This window comes from Thioalkalivibrio thiocyanodenitrificans ARhD 1, assembly GCF_000378965.1.
GTDB lineage: Bacteria > Pseudomonadota > Gammaproteobacteria > Ectothiorhodospirales > Ectothiorhodospiraceae > Thioalkalivibrio_A > Thioalkalivibrio_A thiocyanodenitrificans.
The window spans coordinates 539,873-554,210 of sequence record NZ_KB900536.1; the positions used below are offsets into that span (position 1 = coordinate 539,873).

The 14,338-nt window shown below is 64.7% G+C and carries 13 protein-coding genes; 7 read left to right on the forward strand and 6 right to left on the reverse strand.

Going from position 1 to position 14,338, the window contains the following annotated elements; all coding sequences use genetic code 11:
* Nucleotides 1-120 precede the first annotated feature (120 nt).
* From glcF to THITHI_RS0102510, 6 genes are all read right to left on the reverse strand, one after another.
* Nucleotides 121-1,341 (reverse strand): glycolate oxidase subunit GlcF, encoded by a 1,221-nt coding sequence (glcF, locus tag THITHI_RS0102485; protein WP_018231492.1) that lies wholly within the window; start codon nt 1,339-1,341, stop codon nt 121-123.
* Nucleotides 1,342-1,343: 2 nt separating this feature from the next.
* Entirely contained in the window at nt 1,344-2,417 is a 1,074-nt protein-coding gene (gene glcE / locus THITHI_RS0102490) for a glycolate oxidase subunit GlcE (protein WP_018231493.1), read from the reverse strand.
* Between the two features lie 102 nt (nt 2,418-2,519).
* Nucleotides 2,520-3,263, reverse strand: coding sequence for a metallophosphoesterase (locus THITHI_RS0102495; RefSeq protein ID WP_018231494.1), 744 nt, complete (start codon nt 3,261-3,263; stop codon nt 2,520-2,522).
* A gap of 114 nt (nt 3,264-3,377) precedes the next feature.
* On the reverse strand, nt 3,378-4,049 hold the full coding sequence (locus THITHI_RS0102500; protein WP_018231495.1) for a hypothetical protein: 672 nt from the start codon (nt 4,047-4,049) through the stop codon (nt 3,378-3,380).
* A gap of 239 nt (nt 4,050-4,288) precedes the next feature.
* On the reverse strand, nt 4,289-7,039 hold the full coding sequence (locus tag THITHI_RS0102505) for a TRAP transporter permease (RefSeq protein ID WP_026185996.1): 2,751 nt from the start codon (nt 7,037-7,039) through the stop codon (nt 4,289-4,291).
* 28 nt (nt 7,040-7,067) lie between these two features.
* Nucleotides 7,068-8,054: a TAXI family TRAP transporter solute-binding subunit gene (locus THITHI_RS0102510; RefSeq protein WP_033337018.1), complete on the reverse strand. Its 987-nt coding sequence runs from the start codon at nt 8,052-8,054 to the stop codon at nt 7,068-7,070.
* Between the two features lie 157 nt (nt 8,055-8,211).
* Here THITHI_RS0102510 and glyA point away from each other — a divergent pair, with 157 nt between their 5' ends.
* The 7 genes from glyA (at nt 8,212) to nusB (ending at nt 14,329) form a co-directional block, all read left to right on the forward strand.
* Nucleotides 8,212-9,465: a serine hydroxymethyltransferase gene (gene glyA, locus THITHI_RS0102515; protein WP_018231498.1), complete on the forward strand. Its 1,254-nt coding sequence runs from the start codon at nt 8,212-8,214 to the stop codon at nt 9,463-9,465.
* A gap of 64 nt (nt 9,466-9,529) precedes the next feature.
* On the forward strand, nt 9,530-10,048 hold the full coding sequence (nrdR, locus tag THITHI_RS0102520; RefSeq protein ID WP_026185998.1) for a transcriptional regulator NrdR: 519 nt from the start codon (nt 9,530-9,532) through the stop codon (nt 10,046-10,048).
* A 126-nt stretch (nt 10,049-10,174) separates the two neighbouring features.
* Nucleotides 10,175-11,263 carry a bifunctional diaminohydroxyphosphoribosylaminopyrimidine deaminase/5-amino-6-(5-phosphoribosylamino)uracil reductase RibD gene (gene ribD, locus THITHI_RS0102525; protein WP_051079966.1) on the forward strand — a complete coding sequence of 363 codons (1,089 nt, stop codon included), beginning with the start codon at nt 10,175-10,177 and terminating at the stop codon, nt 11,261-11,263.
* Nucleotides 11,264-11,386: 123 nt separating this feature from the next.
* Nucleotides 11,387-12,052 carry a riboflavin synthase gene (locus THITHI_RS0102530; protein ID WP_018231501.1) on the forward strand — a complete coding sequence of 222 codons (666 nt, stop codon included), beginning with the start codon at nt 11,387-11,389 and terminating at the stop codon, nt 12,050-12,052.
* A 147-nt stretch (nt 12,053-12,199) separates the two neighbouring features.
* Entirely contained in the window at nt 12,200-13,309 is a 1,110-nt protein-coding gene (gene ribBA, locus THITHI_RS0102535) for a bifunctional 3,4-dihydroxy-2-butanone-4-phosphate synthase/GTP cyclohydrolase II (RefSeq protein ID WP_026185999.1), read from the forward strand.
* 103 nt (nt 13,310-13,412) lie between these two features.
* Complete coding sequence (gene ribH, locus THITHI_RS0102540; protein ID WP_026186000.1) at nt 13,413-13,892, forward strand: 6,7-dimethyl-8-ribityllumazine synthase; 480 nt, start codon at nt 13,413-13,415, stop codon at nt 13,890-13,892.
* A gap of 2 nt (nt 13,893-13,894) precedes the next feature.
* Nucleotides 13,895-14,329 (forward strand): transcription antitermination factor NusB, encoded by a 435-nt coding sequence (gene nusB, locus THITHI_RS0102545; protein WP_033336896.1) that lies wholly within the window; start codon nt 13,895-13,897, stop codon nt 14,327-14,329.
* Nucleotides 14,330-14,338: the final 9 nt, after the last annotated feature.

Sequence of the window (14,338 nt, forward strand, 5' to 3'; positions counted from 1 at the left end):
AAAAATACCTGATTGAATTCGTCGGGGGTGGAAGTATAGAGAGTGCGTCGACCCCCCTACAAGTCCGCCATGTGCGCGGCGCCCGCTTCGCATTCCGCCTCTGGCGAAGGCCGAACCGCTTCAACGCGCGCTCAGTTGATCCAGCAATTCCACCCAGTGCACCACAGGTACCCTGGCCTCGGGGGCCAGGTGAGTCTGGCAGCCCACATTGGCCGTGGCGATCACTTCCGGTTTGTCCTCTTCCAGGGCACGCAGCTTGCGGTACTTGAGTTCAGTGGACAGTGCCGGTTGCAGCAGCGCATAGGTGCCCGCCGATCCACAGCACAGATGTGAGTCCTTCACGGGCAGCAGGCGGAATCCGGCGGCGCGCAATGCCGCCTCGGTCCGCTCGCGCAGGCGCATGCCGTGTTGCAGGGTGCACGGGGGATGGAAGGCGACAGCCCGCTCTCCCGCGTTGAGCCCCAGGCGCTCGACGGCCGCAGCATCGATGACCTCACAGGGGTCGCGAATCTTGTCCATCAGGGCGGCTGCCTTGTCGCCATAGTCCGGGTCATCACGCAACAGGTGCCCGTAGTCCCGCACATGCACCCCGCAACCGCTGGCGGTGATGAGGATGCCCTCGGCGCCGGACTGTATCCTGGGCCACCAGACGTCGATATTGCGCCGGGCCCGCTCGCGTGCGGTCTCCTCGGCGCCCAGGTGATGATCCAGGGCCCCGCAGCAGCCGTCCGGGACCCGCTCGAGCGTGATGCCGAGCCCGTCCAGGAGCCGGGCAGCGGCCGCATCCACGTTGGGCGTCAACACGCCCTGCACACAGCCGGTCGGCAGGAGCATGCGCCGGTCGTGCCGTGCCGGGGGCCAGGTACCCGGCTGCGACAGTACGGCAGGAATCTTGTCCGCCAGGCGTCCCGGCAGCAGGGGCCTGAACCATCGTCCCAGCCCCAGGGCCACGGCGAAACGGCGCCGGTAGGGCAGTACCGTTCGCAGGAGCAGGCGTTCAATGCGCTCCAGGGGGCCGCGGCCGACGCGTTTCTCCACCTCGGATCGGCCGATATCCACCAGGTGCCGATAGTCCACACCGGAGGGGCAGGTGGTCATGCAGTTGAGGCAGGTGAGGCAGCGGTCCAGATGGCGCTGGGTGGCGCGGCTGGGTTCGGCCCCTTCCAGCACCTGCTTGATGAGGTAGATCCGGCCCCGCGGTCCGTCCAGCTCATCGCCCCGCACCTGGTAAGTAGGGCAGGTGGCATTGCAGAAACCGCAATGGACACAGGCCCGCAGAATGCGTTCGGCCTCCCGGCCCCGGTCCGTGTCCCGGATAGAGTCCGCCAGATGCGTTTCCATGGTCAGCAGACTCCGATGGGGTGACCGGGATTGAACAGCCCGTCCGGGTCCAGGGCCGCACGTACGCGGCCCTGGAGCGCGGAAAGCGCGGGGGGCAGGGGATGAAACCGGGGAACACCTGGCGTCGCATGACGGAACAGGGTGGCGTGACCGCCGGCGGTTTCGGCCATGGCGCGGACCACCTGCGCCGGCGTATCGCTGACCACCCAGCGCTGTGCTCCGCCCCAGTCCAGCAGACAGTCGCCGGGCAGATCGAGAGGGGGGGTGGCGGGGGGCACGCTCAGCCGCCACAGGGGTGTGTTCCCGGCGAAAAAGGGATGTGCATGTTCCCGAATCGCTTCCCAGAAGCCGTCGCCCCCGGCCAACTCCCGGCCACCCACGATGCGTGCTGCCTCGTCGATGGCAGCGGGTCCCCCGCTCAGCCGTACGTAGAGGGAGTCGCCCAGGTGACAGGCGGCGGTGACAGGCAGCGGTTGGCGGGCCCAGGCGCTGAAGAGCGTCAGGGCCCGTTCGGCGCTCACATTCTGCTCGAGGGTCAGCGAACGGATCGGTATCGGCATCACCCGCAGGGAGATATCCAGCAGAACGCCGAGTGTGCCCCAGGCGCCGGCCACCAGGCGGGAGACGTCATAGCCGGCAACATTCTTCATCACCTGCCCGCCGAACTGCAGGCATTCTCCCCGGCCCGTGAGCAGGCGAACACCCAGAACCGCGTCACGCACGGATCCCGAGTAGGGACGACGGGGCCCGGACAAACCCGCGCTGACCACGCCGCCCAGGGTGGCGTGCGGGCCGAAGGCCGGCGGCTCGAAGGGAAGCATCTGACCCTGGGCGGCGAGGGTGTCGTGAATCTCGGCAATGGGCGTGCCGCAACGGGCGGTGATCACCAGTTCGCTGGGTTCGTAGGTGACCACGCCGCGATGGCTCCGGACCTCCAGCGACTCCAGGTCGCCCGTGGCGGCGTCGCTCAGGAAATCCTTGCTCCCGCTTGCGCGGATGTGCAGCCTGCTGTTTCGGGTCCTGGCCTCACGCACCTGTTCGCAAAGGGTTTCGGAGGCGTCCTGGGGTGCGCTCATCGGGGATCGGTTTGCCGGTTCATTGGGCCGTCAGTCAAGCACAAAACGAGCCGTAAGACAAAGTCGGCCGCCGGGCGGCGGGACGGATGGCCTGTACCGCCGTCAGTCGCTTGTCGCGCCCGCGCCGGTGAAGAATGCGCTCAGCATGCGCACGGGCTGAATCTGGAGGATGCTCAACTTGGCATCGGCCAGCACGTCGGTATAGGCGGCGCCTGTATCCAGATAGTAGATGTTGGCGGCGTGTACGGCCTCCTGCAGCGGCGTGTGCCCCATGATGACCAGATCAATCCCTTCCACCGGCGGGATCTTGCTGCCGTTTCCGGAGCGGTTGATCCGTTTTCGGGACCACACGGCGTAATCGCGCAGGCGCTTGTCGGTTCCCAGTTTCTCGGTGAAATCCTGCCAGTTCAGTTCCAGGGGGATGTCCGCATGCACGATGCCCACCCTGCCCATGTCGGTGTCGACCTCCAGCAGGTACGGCAACTGACCGATACGGCGCCGAAACTGTTCCTGCTCTTCCCGGGCCACATCACGCCACCATTCTCCCCCGTTCAGGGCCACCCAGGTGGAGGCCATGTCGGGATCGTCCGCCGAATCCATCAACAGGCGTTCGTGATTGCCCTGGACGGAGAAGAACCACGGCCTGTCCAGGAATTCGAGGGCACGGTGGGATTCTGGGCCCCGGTCGATCAGGTCTCCCACCGACAGCAGGCGGTCCCGTTCCGGATCGAAATCCAGCGCTTCCAGGGCGCGTTCAAGGTGACTGAACATGCCGTGAAGATCCCCGACAGCGAAATCCCGGCCCAGGGCATTCTTCTCCAGACGCTGGATAATCCGTCCACTCATCACTATATGATACGACGAGCCGCCGCTCCGGGGCGACACGCCCCGATGCACGGCACCGGTACGGTCCATATACGGCCCTTGTCGCCGCTGCGCTCCGCACACGACCCCCACGGCTCAGAACTGGCGTGCGAACCAGATGCCCGCGCCACGGCGGCCGCCCGCCTCCACCTGGAAGGTGATGCGTCCTGTTGCGTCCACCAGGAGGTCAAGGGCGGCCCGGGCGCTGATCGCTTCGTCCTCGGAAATGCTTCGGGTGTCCCGGATGAGGCCGCGGGTCCGTTCGTCGCCGTCCACGGCCGTGTAGTCGACGCCCAGGCGTAACCGCACCCTGTCGAGGCGCACGGCAGTCTCCAGCCCGGCCCCGTACTCGTGCCAGTCATAGGCGGTGCTTTGCCCGTCGGCCGCGTCATCGGCCTCGTTGTACGTGTACTGGCCGAGCAGGCTCACAGACATGCTTTCCGCATGCAGAAAGCGCCAGCGTACCGAGGTGCCCAGGTGCCATCCGGTCAGATTCATTCCCCGGGTCGCGGGATTGCCGCTCTGGGTGAGGCCCAGGTACCCGCCATGAAGACCTATCCAGAGGCCCTCGGCCACGTGATCCCGGACAAGCACGCCCACCCGGTTGATCCGGGTCTCCACTTTGCCCGCACCCTCGGGGCGCCAGTCGCTGATCTCGCGCTTGAAATAGACCTCCAGTTCCGGTCCGACGGTGCGGGTCTGGGCGGCGGCGGTCTGGGCGAGCGCGAGGATCAGCAGTGGAACGGCAATCGGGATGCGTGGATGCATTCGTTCGGGGCCGGGCGATTGGGTTAGGAGAAACTGTAGCAGAGACCGCGACAAAGAAAAAAAGCATGTGCCGCATGGGACTGGCGAGAAGCGGATACAAGGATCACATTGTCACAGAGGGCACAGAGGATACGGCAGTGCGGAAAGCCCCCGGATGCAATGAATCCGACAGAGGCGTGCAAGAGGATGCTCGCTTCGAAACATCTGGCCCTCTGTGGCATGCCCTTCGTACGATACGCCTAGACATTGCTCAGTCGTCGTCGCTGCAGGCCGACAATGATCGACAGCACGGCAAGGGCCGGCAGATAGAACCACTCCGGCGCGGGGCGGTCGGCGGGGATCATGACGCCGGTGATCTGCCAGCCGCTCTCGATACGCAGCCGTTCCGCCGGGCTGCCGAACGTCACGAAACTCACACTCACCTGATCGCCCAGGACCATGGTGCCGAGTCCCGCCCGGGTCAGGCGTTCACCCCCCGGGCCGGCATCCCCCATGGGCAGCATGACGGCCCTGGAGACGTCCCTGCCGTCGGCGTCCATGCCTTCCACGAGCAGGCGCAGGTGACCGCCCGCGGGCGTGGCTTCGGCCAGCGACTCCAGGCGCTGTGGATCAACCGTCTCCAGTTCGGGGTGGAACCGGTCCATCCAGAATCCGGGCACGAACAGGGTGAACGCGACCAGCAGAAGCAGCGCCGTTTCCGCCATGCGATTGCGGGTCAGCATGTAACCCTGGGTGGCAGCCGCGAACACCAGCATGCCGGCGAGGGCCCCGAAAACGGTGAGTGTCAGTTGCCAGGCGCCGGTAATGCCGATGAGCAGCAACTGGGTGTTGAACACGAAGAAGAACGGCAGGGCCACGGTACGCAGGCTGTACCAGAAGGCCTGCACGCCGGTGCGGATGGGGTCGGCACGGGCCACGGCGGCCGCCGCGAAGGATGCCAGGCCCACCGGCGGTGTGACGTCGGCCATGATGCCGAAATAAAACACGAACAGGTGGGCGGCAATGAGCGGGATCAGGAGGTTGTTCTGCGCGGCCAGGTCGACGATCACCGGGGCCATAAGGGTGGCCACGATGATGTAGTTGGCCGTGGTGGGCAGGCCCAGTCCCAGCACCAGGCAGATCAGCGCGGTGAGCAGCAGCATGAGCAGCAGGTTGCCGCCGGAGAGCAGTTCCACCAGGTCCGTCATCACCAGCCCGATGCCCGTCATGGCCACGGTGCCGACGATGATGCCCGCCGCCGCGGTCGCCACGCCGATGCCCACCATGTTGCGGGCGCCCTGGGTGAGGCCATCGCCCAGATCCTTCAGACCGCGCAACAGCGCGTCCGTGTAGTCGTGGGTGCCTCGGAACAGGGCCGTGAGCGGTCGCTGGGTGAGCAGGATGAAGAACATGAACATCACCGCCCAGAAGGCGGACAGGCCCGGGGAGAGGCGCTCCACCACCAGGCACCAGATCAGCACCACGACTGGCAGGAGAAAATGCAGCCCGCTGCGGATGGTGGGCCCGGGTTCGGGCAATACCAGGTGCGCCTCATCCACCATGTGCGTGTCGGCGACCCGGCTGGCGATCCAGAGCAGCAGCAGGTAGGTGGCCAGCACCAGCACGGCGATGATCCAGACGGAATACGGTCCGGCGACGGCCTGAATCCATCCCAGGCCGTAATAGACCAGACCTGCCAGCACCAGCAGGCCCGATACGGTCAGGCCGAAACCGAGCATCCGGTGCCAGATAGAGACCTGCCGCGCGCGGGGCAGGCCCTCGAGCCCCATCTTGAGGGCCTCCAGATGAACGATATAAAGCAGGGCGACATAGGCGATCACCGCGGGCAGGAAGGCGTGCTTGATGACCTCCACGTAGGGGATGCCCACGTACTCCACCATGAGAAACGCCGCCGCCCCCATCACCGGGGGCATCAACTGGCCGTTGACGGAGCTGGCGACTTCGATGGCGCCTGCCTTCTCCCCAGACAGGCCCACCCGTTTCATCAGGGGCACGGTGAACGTGCCGGTCGTGACGGTGTTGGCGATGGAGGATCCCGATACCACGCCGGTCAGCCCGGAGGCCACCACGGCCGCCTTGGCCGGCCCGCCGCGGAAATGACCCAGCAGGGCGAAGGCCACGCGAATGAAATAGCCCCCGGCGCCCCCCTTCTCCAGCAGTGAGCCGAACAGGACGAACAGAAACACGAAGCCGGTGGATACGCCCAGGGCGATGCCGAACACACCCTCGTTGGACAGCCACTGCTGGGACATGGCCCGGCCGAAGGACGCGCCCCGATGGGCCAGCATGTCGGGCATCCAGGGCCCGGCGAAGGTGTAGAAGAGAAACACGCCGGCGATGATCATGAGGGCCGGCCCCAGTACCCGCCGGGTGGCCTCCAGCAGCAGGGCCATGCCGCACCCGGCGACGATCAGGTCCTGGGGCGTGGGCCGGCCGGGGCGGTGGGCCAACTCCTGGTGGTAGATGAACAGATAGGCGGCGCAGAAGGCGGCAAGTGCCGCGAGCAGCCAATCCATGGGCGGCACCCGGGTGTCGGGCACAGGGCGCAGATTCGGCCAGGCCATGGCCAGGATGACGGCGCCGATCCATCCGAATACGCCGGCGCGCGGGAGTTCCGAGAGGTGGTTGTAGGCTGCGAGCGCGAGCACCCCGAGGCCAAACACGACAAAGAACACCCCGGCGACAGGTCGGTGATGCCGCGACAGCGGAGAGTAGGCGGGGAAGGCCAGAAAGGCCAGGAATACCGCAAAGGCCAGGTGAATGGCCCGGGCCTGGGTCTCCGGGATGACGAGAAAGCCCAGCCAGTAGCCGAAGGGCGACGCGATCCAGACCTGAAACAGGGACCAGGCCATCGCGGTGGCATAGATCAGGCCGCGGGTCAGGGCGCCCGGGCTCCGGGCGCCCATCTCCATGGATGCGGCCATTTGTGCCGGCTCAGCGCTGCCCGGCTCCCCGGCCGCGGAAGCCGGGGTGTCGTTCCGATCCGTCATGGAGACTGGGCCTGTCGACCGGGTGGGGTCAGTCCTTCAGCAGGCCCGCCTCGCGATAGTAGCGCTTGGCGCCTTGATGCAGGGGGGCAGAGAGCCCCTGCCGCACCATAGACTCCTTCTCAAGCACTTCAAAGGCAGGATGCATACCTTTGAAAGTAGAGAAGTTTTCAAACACAGTCCTGACCAGATGGTAGGCGGCATCCTCGGAGGTGTCCGTGGAGGTCACCAGCGTGGCGCCCACCCCGAAGGTTCGGATGGGGCTGTCATGGCCCGGGTACATGCCGGCAGGGATGGTGGCGCTGAAGTAGTAGGGGGTGTCGCCCGCCAGGCGGTCGATCACCTCGCCCTCCACGGAGATGATGCGGGCCCCGCAGGTGGCGATCGGCTCCTGAATGGCGGCTGAGGGGTGACCCACGGTAAACAGCACCACGTCGATGCGGTTGTCGCACAGCGCCTGCCCCTGCTCACGGGACGGCAGTTCCGAGGCGAGCGAAAAATCCGACATGCGCCAGCCGTACTCCTCCATCAGGCGTTCCACGGTGCCGCGTTGCCCGGAACCCGGGTTGCCCACGTTCACGCGCTTGCCGAGGATCTCCTCGAATCGTTCGATACCGCTGTCCGGGCGCACCAGCACGGTGAAGGGCTCGGGATGCAGGGAGAACAGGGCGCGCAGGGATTCGTGAGGTCCTGCATCGGCGAATCGGTCGCTGCCGTGGTAGGCATGATGCTGCCAGTCCGACTGGACCACGCCCAGGTTCATCTCGCCCTGGCGAATGGCGTTGAGGTTGAATACGGAGCCTCCGGTGGACTCCGCGTTGCACCGGATCCCATGGGCATCCTGCTCCCGGTTCATGAGCCGGCAGATGTTCTGCCCCGTGGGATAGTACACGCCGGTGACGCCACCGGTGCCGATGGTCAGAAAACGCTCCTGGGCCATGACGAAGCCTGTCATGGAGACCAACAAAGCAGTCACCAGCAGATGAACGACAAGGCCTTTTGGACGCAGTGAGTTCATGATGCTCATCTCCTTGTTGGAATGCGCGGTCCGGGAGGCGGGCCGCACCGCAACGACACAGAATGTAGGGGCGAATCCTGTCGGTTGGCTAAAAATACAGTATAATTCGCCTCTTTTTCTGGACACCTTACCAGACGTATTCCCGGGAGTGTAAGACATGTTTTCCATACAGATGGGTATCGCAGGATACGACGACGAACTCTGGCAGGCGATCGAATCCGAGGCCCGCCGGCAGGAAGAACACATCGAACTGATCGCCTCGGAAAACTACGCCAGCCCCCGGGTCATGGAGGCTCAGGGGTCGGTGCTCACCAATAAATATGCCGAGGGTTACCCGGGCAAGCGTTACTATGGCGGCTGCGAAAATGTGGACATCGCAGAGCAGCTGGCCATCGACCGCGTCAAGCAGCTGTTCGGTGCGGACTACGCCAATGTGCAGCCTCATTCCGGTTCCCAGGCCAATGCCGCCGTGTACATGGCACTGCTGCAGCCCGGCGACACGGTGCTCGGTATGAGCCTGGCCCATGGCGGACACCTGACTCACGGCGCCAAGGTGAATTTTTCCGGCAAGCTGTACAACGCCGTTCAGTATGGAATCGACGACCAGGGTTACATCGATTTCGAAGAGGTGGAACGCCTGGCCCTGGAGCACAAGCCCAGGATGATCGTGGGCGGTTTCTCCGCCTACTCGCGGGAAATCGACTGGCAGAAGTTCCGGGACATCGCCGACAAGGTGGGGGCGTGGCTGCTGGTGGACATGGCTCATGTGGCGGGCCTGGTGGCTGCGGGCGTCTACCCGAGCCCCGTGAACATCGCCGATGTGACCACCTCCACGACCCACAAGACCCTGCGCGGTCCCCGCGGTGGCATCATCCTGGCGAAGAGCAATCCCGAGGTGGAGAAGAAGCTCAATTCACTGGTATTCCCAGGCACCCAGGGCGGACCCCTGATGCACGTGATCGCGGCCAAGGCGGTGGCCTTCAAGGAGGCACTGGAGCCTGAGTTCAAGACCTACCAGCAGCAGGTGGTGGCCAATGCCCGGACCATGGCGGCCACCATGATGGATCGCGGCTACAAGATCGTCTCCGGAGGTACCGATAATCACCTGTTCCTGGTGGACCTGATCGACAAGGGGCTTACCGGCAAGGCCGCCGACGCGGCACTCGGCGCGGCCAATATCACGGTCAACAAGAATGCCGTGCCCAACGATCCCCAGTCGCCCTTTGTCACCAGCGGCATCCGCATCGGTACCCCCGCGATCACCACGCGCGGTTTCGGCGAGCAGGAATCCCGCGATCTGGCCGGCTGGATCTGCGACGTGCTGGATGATCACGAGAACACCGGGATCATCGAACAGGTCAAAGCGAAGGTCCTCGACGTGTGCGCACGTTTTCCCGTCTACGGCAATTGAGGCATGAGGTGGCAAGCAGTGCCTTTCCCTTGCCACTTGAGACTTGCCACTTGAGACTGCACTCATGAGGTGCCCCTTCTGCGGAGCCCCCGACACCCGGGTGATCGATTCCCGCCTCGCCGGTGAAGGCGACCAGGTGCGCCGGCGCCGGGAATGTCTGTCCTGCTCGGAACGTTTCACCACCTACGAGAACGCGGAGCTCAACATGCCGCGTGTGGTCAAGCGCGACGGTTCCCGGGAGCCTTTCACCGAGGAGAAGCTCAAATCCGGAATGCTGCAGGCACTGGAAAAGCGCGCCGTGTCCACGGACCGGGTGGAGGAGGCCGTGGCCCGCATCAAGCGCAAACTCCTGGGTCAGGGGGAGCGGGAGGTGTCCTCCCGGCACATCGGTGAATGGGTCATGGAGGAACTGCGCGGGCTCGACCAGGTCGCCTACATCCGTTTCGCTTCCGTATACCTGAGCTTCGCCGACGTGCAGGCCTTCCGGGAGGTGATCGAGCGCCTGGAGAAGGACCTGACCCCCGAGATGCGCAAGCACCAGATGCCGTTACTGGGGGATGAGGAAGAGAATGGACAGGATTAACAGGAGTTTTCATGATTTACAGGGTATTAAGAAATATTTTTAATGCATTTTATAAATCCTGAAAAGTCCTGTTAATCCTGTCCATTGCCTTAGAGACCGGTGAACAACGAAACCGACATCCGCCACATGGCCCGGGCGCTGCAGTTGGCGCACCGGGGTCTGTACACCACGGATCCGAATCCGCGGGTCGGCTGCGTCATCGTTCGCGACGGCCGGGTGGCGGGCGAGGGTTTTCACGTGCGTGCCGGTGAGCCCCATGCAGAGATCCTGGCGCTGCGCTCGGCCGGAGACGCGGTGCGGGGGGCGACGGTCTACGTGACCCTGGAACCCTGCGCCCATCATGGCCGTACGCCCCCTTGCGCCGACGCCCTGATCGCGGCCGGGGTGGGCCGCGTGGTCGCCGCCATGACCGACCCCAACCCCCGTGTGGCGGGGCAGGGCCTCGCGCGGGTGGCCGGGGCGGGTATTGAGACGTCGGCCGGTTTGCTGGAACGGGAGGCGCGAGCCCTCAACCCGGGATTCGTGAGCCGCATGGAACGGGGCCGGCCCTTCGTGCGGATCAAGCTTGCCATGAGCCTGGACGGGCGCACCGCCATGGCCTCGGGCGAAAGCCGATGGATTACCGGCGAGGCGGCCCGTCACGATGTGCAGCGATGGCGGGCCCGGGCAGGTGCGGTACTCACCGGCATTGGTACGGTGCGTGCCGACGACCCGGGTCTGGACGTGCGCGTCCCGGCGCAGGCCCTGGGGATCGGCGGCGAGGTTCGCCAACCACTGCGGGTGGTCCTGGACTCGCGCCTGGAGTGCCCGCCGGATGCACGACTGTTCAGCGCCGGGGGCCCGGTGCTGGTGCTGACCGGCGAGACGGATGCGGCACGATATCTCCCGCTGCAGGCCCGGGGTGCGGAGGTGTTGCCGGTGACCCTGGCCGGTCGGGGCGTGGACCTTTCTGGGGTCATGACCCTGCTGGCGAGGCGCGAGGTCAACGAGTTGCATGTGGAGGCAGGTCCCCGGCTATGCGGCGCATTGATGGAAGCGGGGCTGGTGGACGAACTGGTGATCTACATGGCCCCGCACCTGATGGGCAGTACCGCCCGGAGCCTCGTGGAACTCGGGGTGGAGACCATGGACGAGCGCATCGCACTGGAGATCGGGGACATCCGCGCCGTGGGCGAGGACTGGCGCATCACCGCGCGGCCGATGAGGACATCTTAATGGACAGGATTGGCATGAGTTTTCAGTATTAACAGGACATTAAGAGATTTTCTTAATTCATTTAATCCTGAAGACTCATGTCAATCCTGTCCATTCTCGCTCTTAACAGAGAGAACCAGAGCCATGTTCACAGGCATCATCCAGGCGGTCGGCGAGATCGCCGCCATCGAGCCCAGGGGAGGAGACTCCCGCCTGCAGGTGCGTACGGGCAAGCTGGATCTGTCCGACGTGCGTCCCGGAGACAGCATCGCCGTCAACGGCGTGTGCCTCACGGCGGTGGAGCTGCCCGGTGACGGATTTGCGGCGGACGTGTCGGGTGAGACGCTCTCGCTCACCACGCTCGGTGCCTTGAATACTGGTGACCCGGTGAACCTGGAAGAGGCCCTGACGCCCACCACGCGCCTGGGCGGACACCTGGTCAGTGGCCATGTGGACGGGGTGGGAGAGGTGCTGGCAATGCGCGACGACGGACGCTCGGTGCGCTACGATATGCGCGCCCCGGAGGGGCTTGCGCGCTACATTGCATCCAAGGGTTCCATTTGCGTGGACGGCGTGAGCCTCACGGTGAACAGCGTCGACGGCGCAGTGTTCTCGGTGAACATCGTGCCCCACACCCGGCAGGAGACCACCTTCAGCACCTACCGGGCGGGCACCGGGATCAATCTCGAGGTGGACCTGATCGCCCGCTACCTGGAACGGCTCCTGCTCGGCGAAGAAGCGGCCCAACCCGGCTCGCGCCTGACGGAGGCCTTCCTGGCGGAACACGGGTTCCTCGGCAGGCACAAGTGATAATGGACAGGGTTGACAGGATAGTTCAGGAAAAACAGGATTATCTGGTTTAAAAAAAAGTTCTAATATACTGTTAATATTGAAAATTCCTGTTCATCCTTTCCATTCGGTCTTTTCATGAATGAAGTCTACAGCACCGGGATGACCATGCCCTTCAACAGCACCGAAGAGATCATCGAGGACCTGCGCCAGGGGCGCATGGTGGTCATCGTGGACGACGAAGACCGCGAAAATGAAGGCGATCTGCTCATGGTCGCCTCCATGGTGCGCCCGGAGGACATCAATTTCATGGCCCGTTACGGGCGCGGGCTGATCTGCCTGACACTGACCCGTGAGCGCTGCCGGCAACTGAATCTCCCCCTGATGGTCACCGACACCAACGATCAGCACGGCACCAACTTCACCGTTTCCGTCGAGGCGGCCGACGGGGTGACGACGGGCATCTCTGCCTACGATCGTGCCCACACCATCCGCACGGCAGTCGCCCCCAATGCGCGGTCCTCTGACCTGGTGCAACCGGGACACGTGTTCCCGCTCATGGCTCAGCCCGGCGGCGTGCTGGTGCGCGCGGGCCACACCGAAGCGGGCTGCGACTTTGCGCGTCTGGCGGGCTTCGAGCCGGCGGCGGCCATTGTCGAGATTCTCAACGAGGACGGTACGATGGCGCGGCGTCCGGATCTGGAGAGATTTGCGCAGGAGCATGGTCTCAAGATCGGCACCATCGAGAATCTGATCCGCTACCGCATCGAGAATGAGAAGAGCGTGGAGGTCGTGGCGGAGACGCCCTTCCCGACGGAAATGGGTGAGTTCAGGCTGGTGGCCTTCGAGGACATGATCGCCCGGGAGGTGCATCTTGCCCTGGTCATGGGCGACATTCGGGGTGAGACACCCACACTGGTGCGTGTTCACGTGGAGCACACGTTGTGCGATTCGCTGGCCTACAACGGACCCCAGTGCGGGTGGCCCTTGCGCGATGCGCTGTCGCGCATCGCCGAGGCGGGCACCGGCGTGGCCGTGATCATCCGCAAGCCGGAGTCACCGCGGGAACTGGTGCGCCGCATCCGGGAGATGGCCCTGGCCGACCGGGGAGAGGTCACGGAACACGAAACCGAGCCAGCGGAACTGCGCACGCATGGTGTCGGCGCACAGATTCTCGCCGAACTGGGTGTGCAGAAGATGCGGCTGCTCTCCGCACCGAAGCGCTTCCACGGGCTGGGTGGCTTCGGACTGGAGGTCGTGGAGTATGTGAATGACTGATCAGAGACATGATGCAGGATGCAGGATTCAAGACAGGGAGGTCGCCTCTGTGGTGGATCTGCCGTATCGTTGCCGATAATCCTCTGGACAGACTGGACTGATGATGAACTCGATCAAGACAATTGAAGGTGACTTCACTGGCGCGGCCGGGGGGCGTTACGGCATCGTGCTGGCACGTTTCAACAGCTTCATCGTGGAACGCCTGCTGGAAGGGGCGGTGGACACATTGCGGCGTCACGGGGTGAAGGACAAGGACCTCACGATCGTGCGCACGCCCGGTGCCTATGAACTTCCCCTGGCGGCCCGGGCCATGGCCATGTCGGGCAGGTACGACGGCATCATCGCGCTGGGTTGCGTAATCCGCGGGGCCACCCCGCACTTCGATTACGTGGCCGGCGAATGCGCCAAGGGTCTGGCATCGGTATCCATGGAGCAGGGCCTGCCGGTGTCCTTTGGCGTGCTCACCACCGACACCATCGAACAGGCCGTGGAGCGCGCGGGCACCAAGGCGGGCAACAAGGGCGTGGACGCCGCCATGGGGGCCCTGGAGATGGTGAGCCTGATGAAACGCCTGAAGGCCTGACCTTGAGCTCAGCGGAGGCACGTCGACTCAGTCATGCACGTCGGCAGGCCCGGCGTGTGGCCATGCAGGCACTGTACCAATGGCAGATGACCGGCTACGAGCCCAAGGACATCCTCCTGCAGTATCGGGATGATCCGGAGCTGGAGAAGGCGGACAGGGAATACTTCCGGGATCTGCTCCTCGGCGTTACGGACGAGGTGACGGATCTGGATGAACTGCTCACGCCCCATATGGACCGGGCGGTGGAGCAGCTTGACCCGGTGGAGCGGGCGATCCTTCGGCTGGCCACCTTCGAACTCAAGGAGCGCATGGACATTCCCTATCGGGTGGTGATCAACGAGGCCGTCGAGTTGACCAGGAAGTTCGGCGCCACCGATGCGTACAAGTATGTCAACGGTGTGCTCGACAAGCTCAGGCGGGAACTGCGCGAGATATAGGGGATCCGG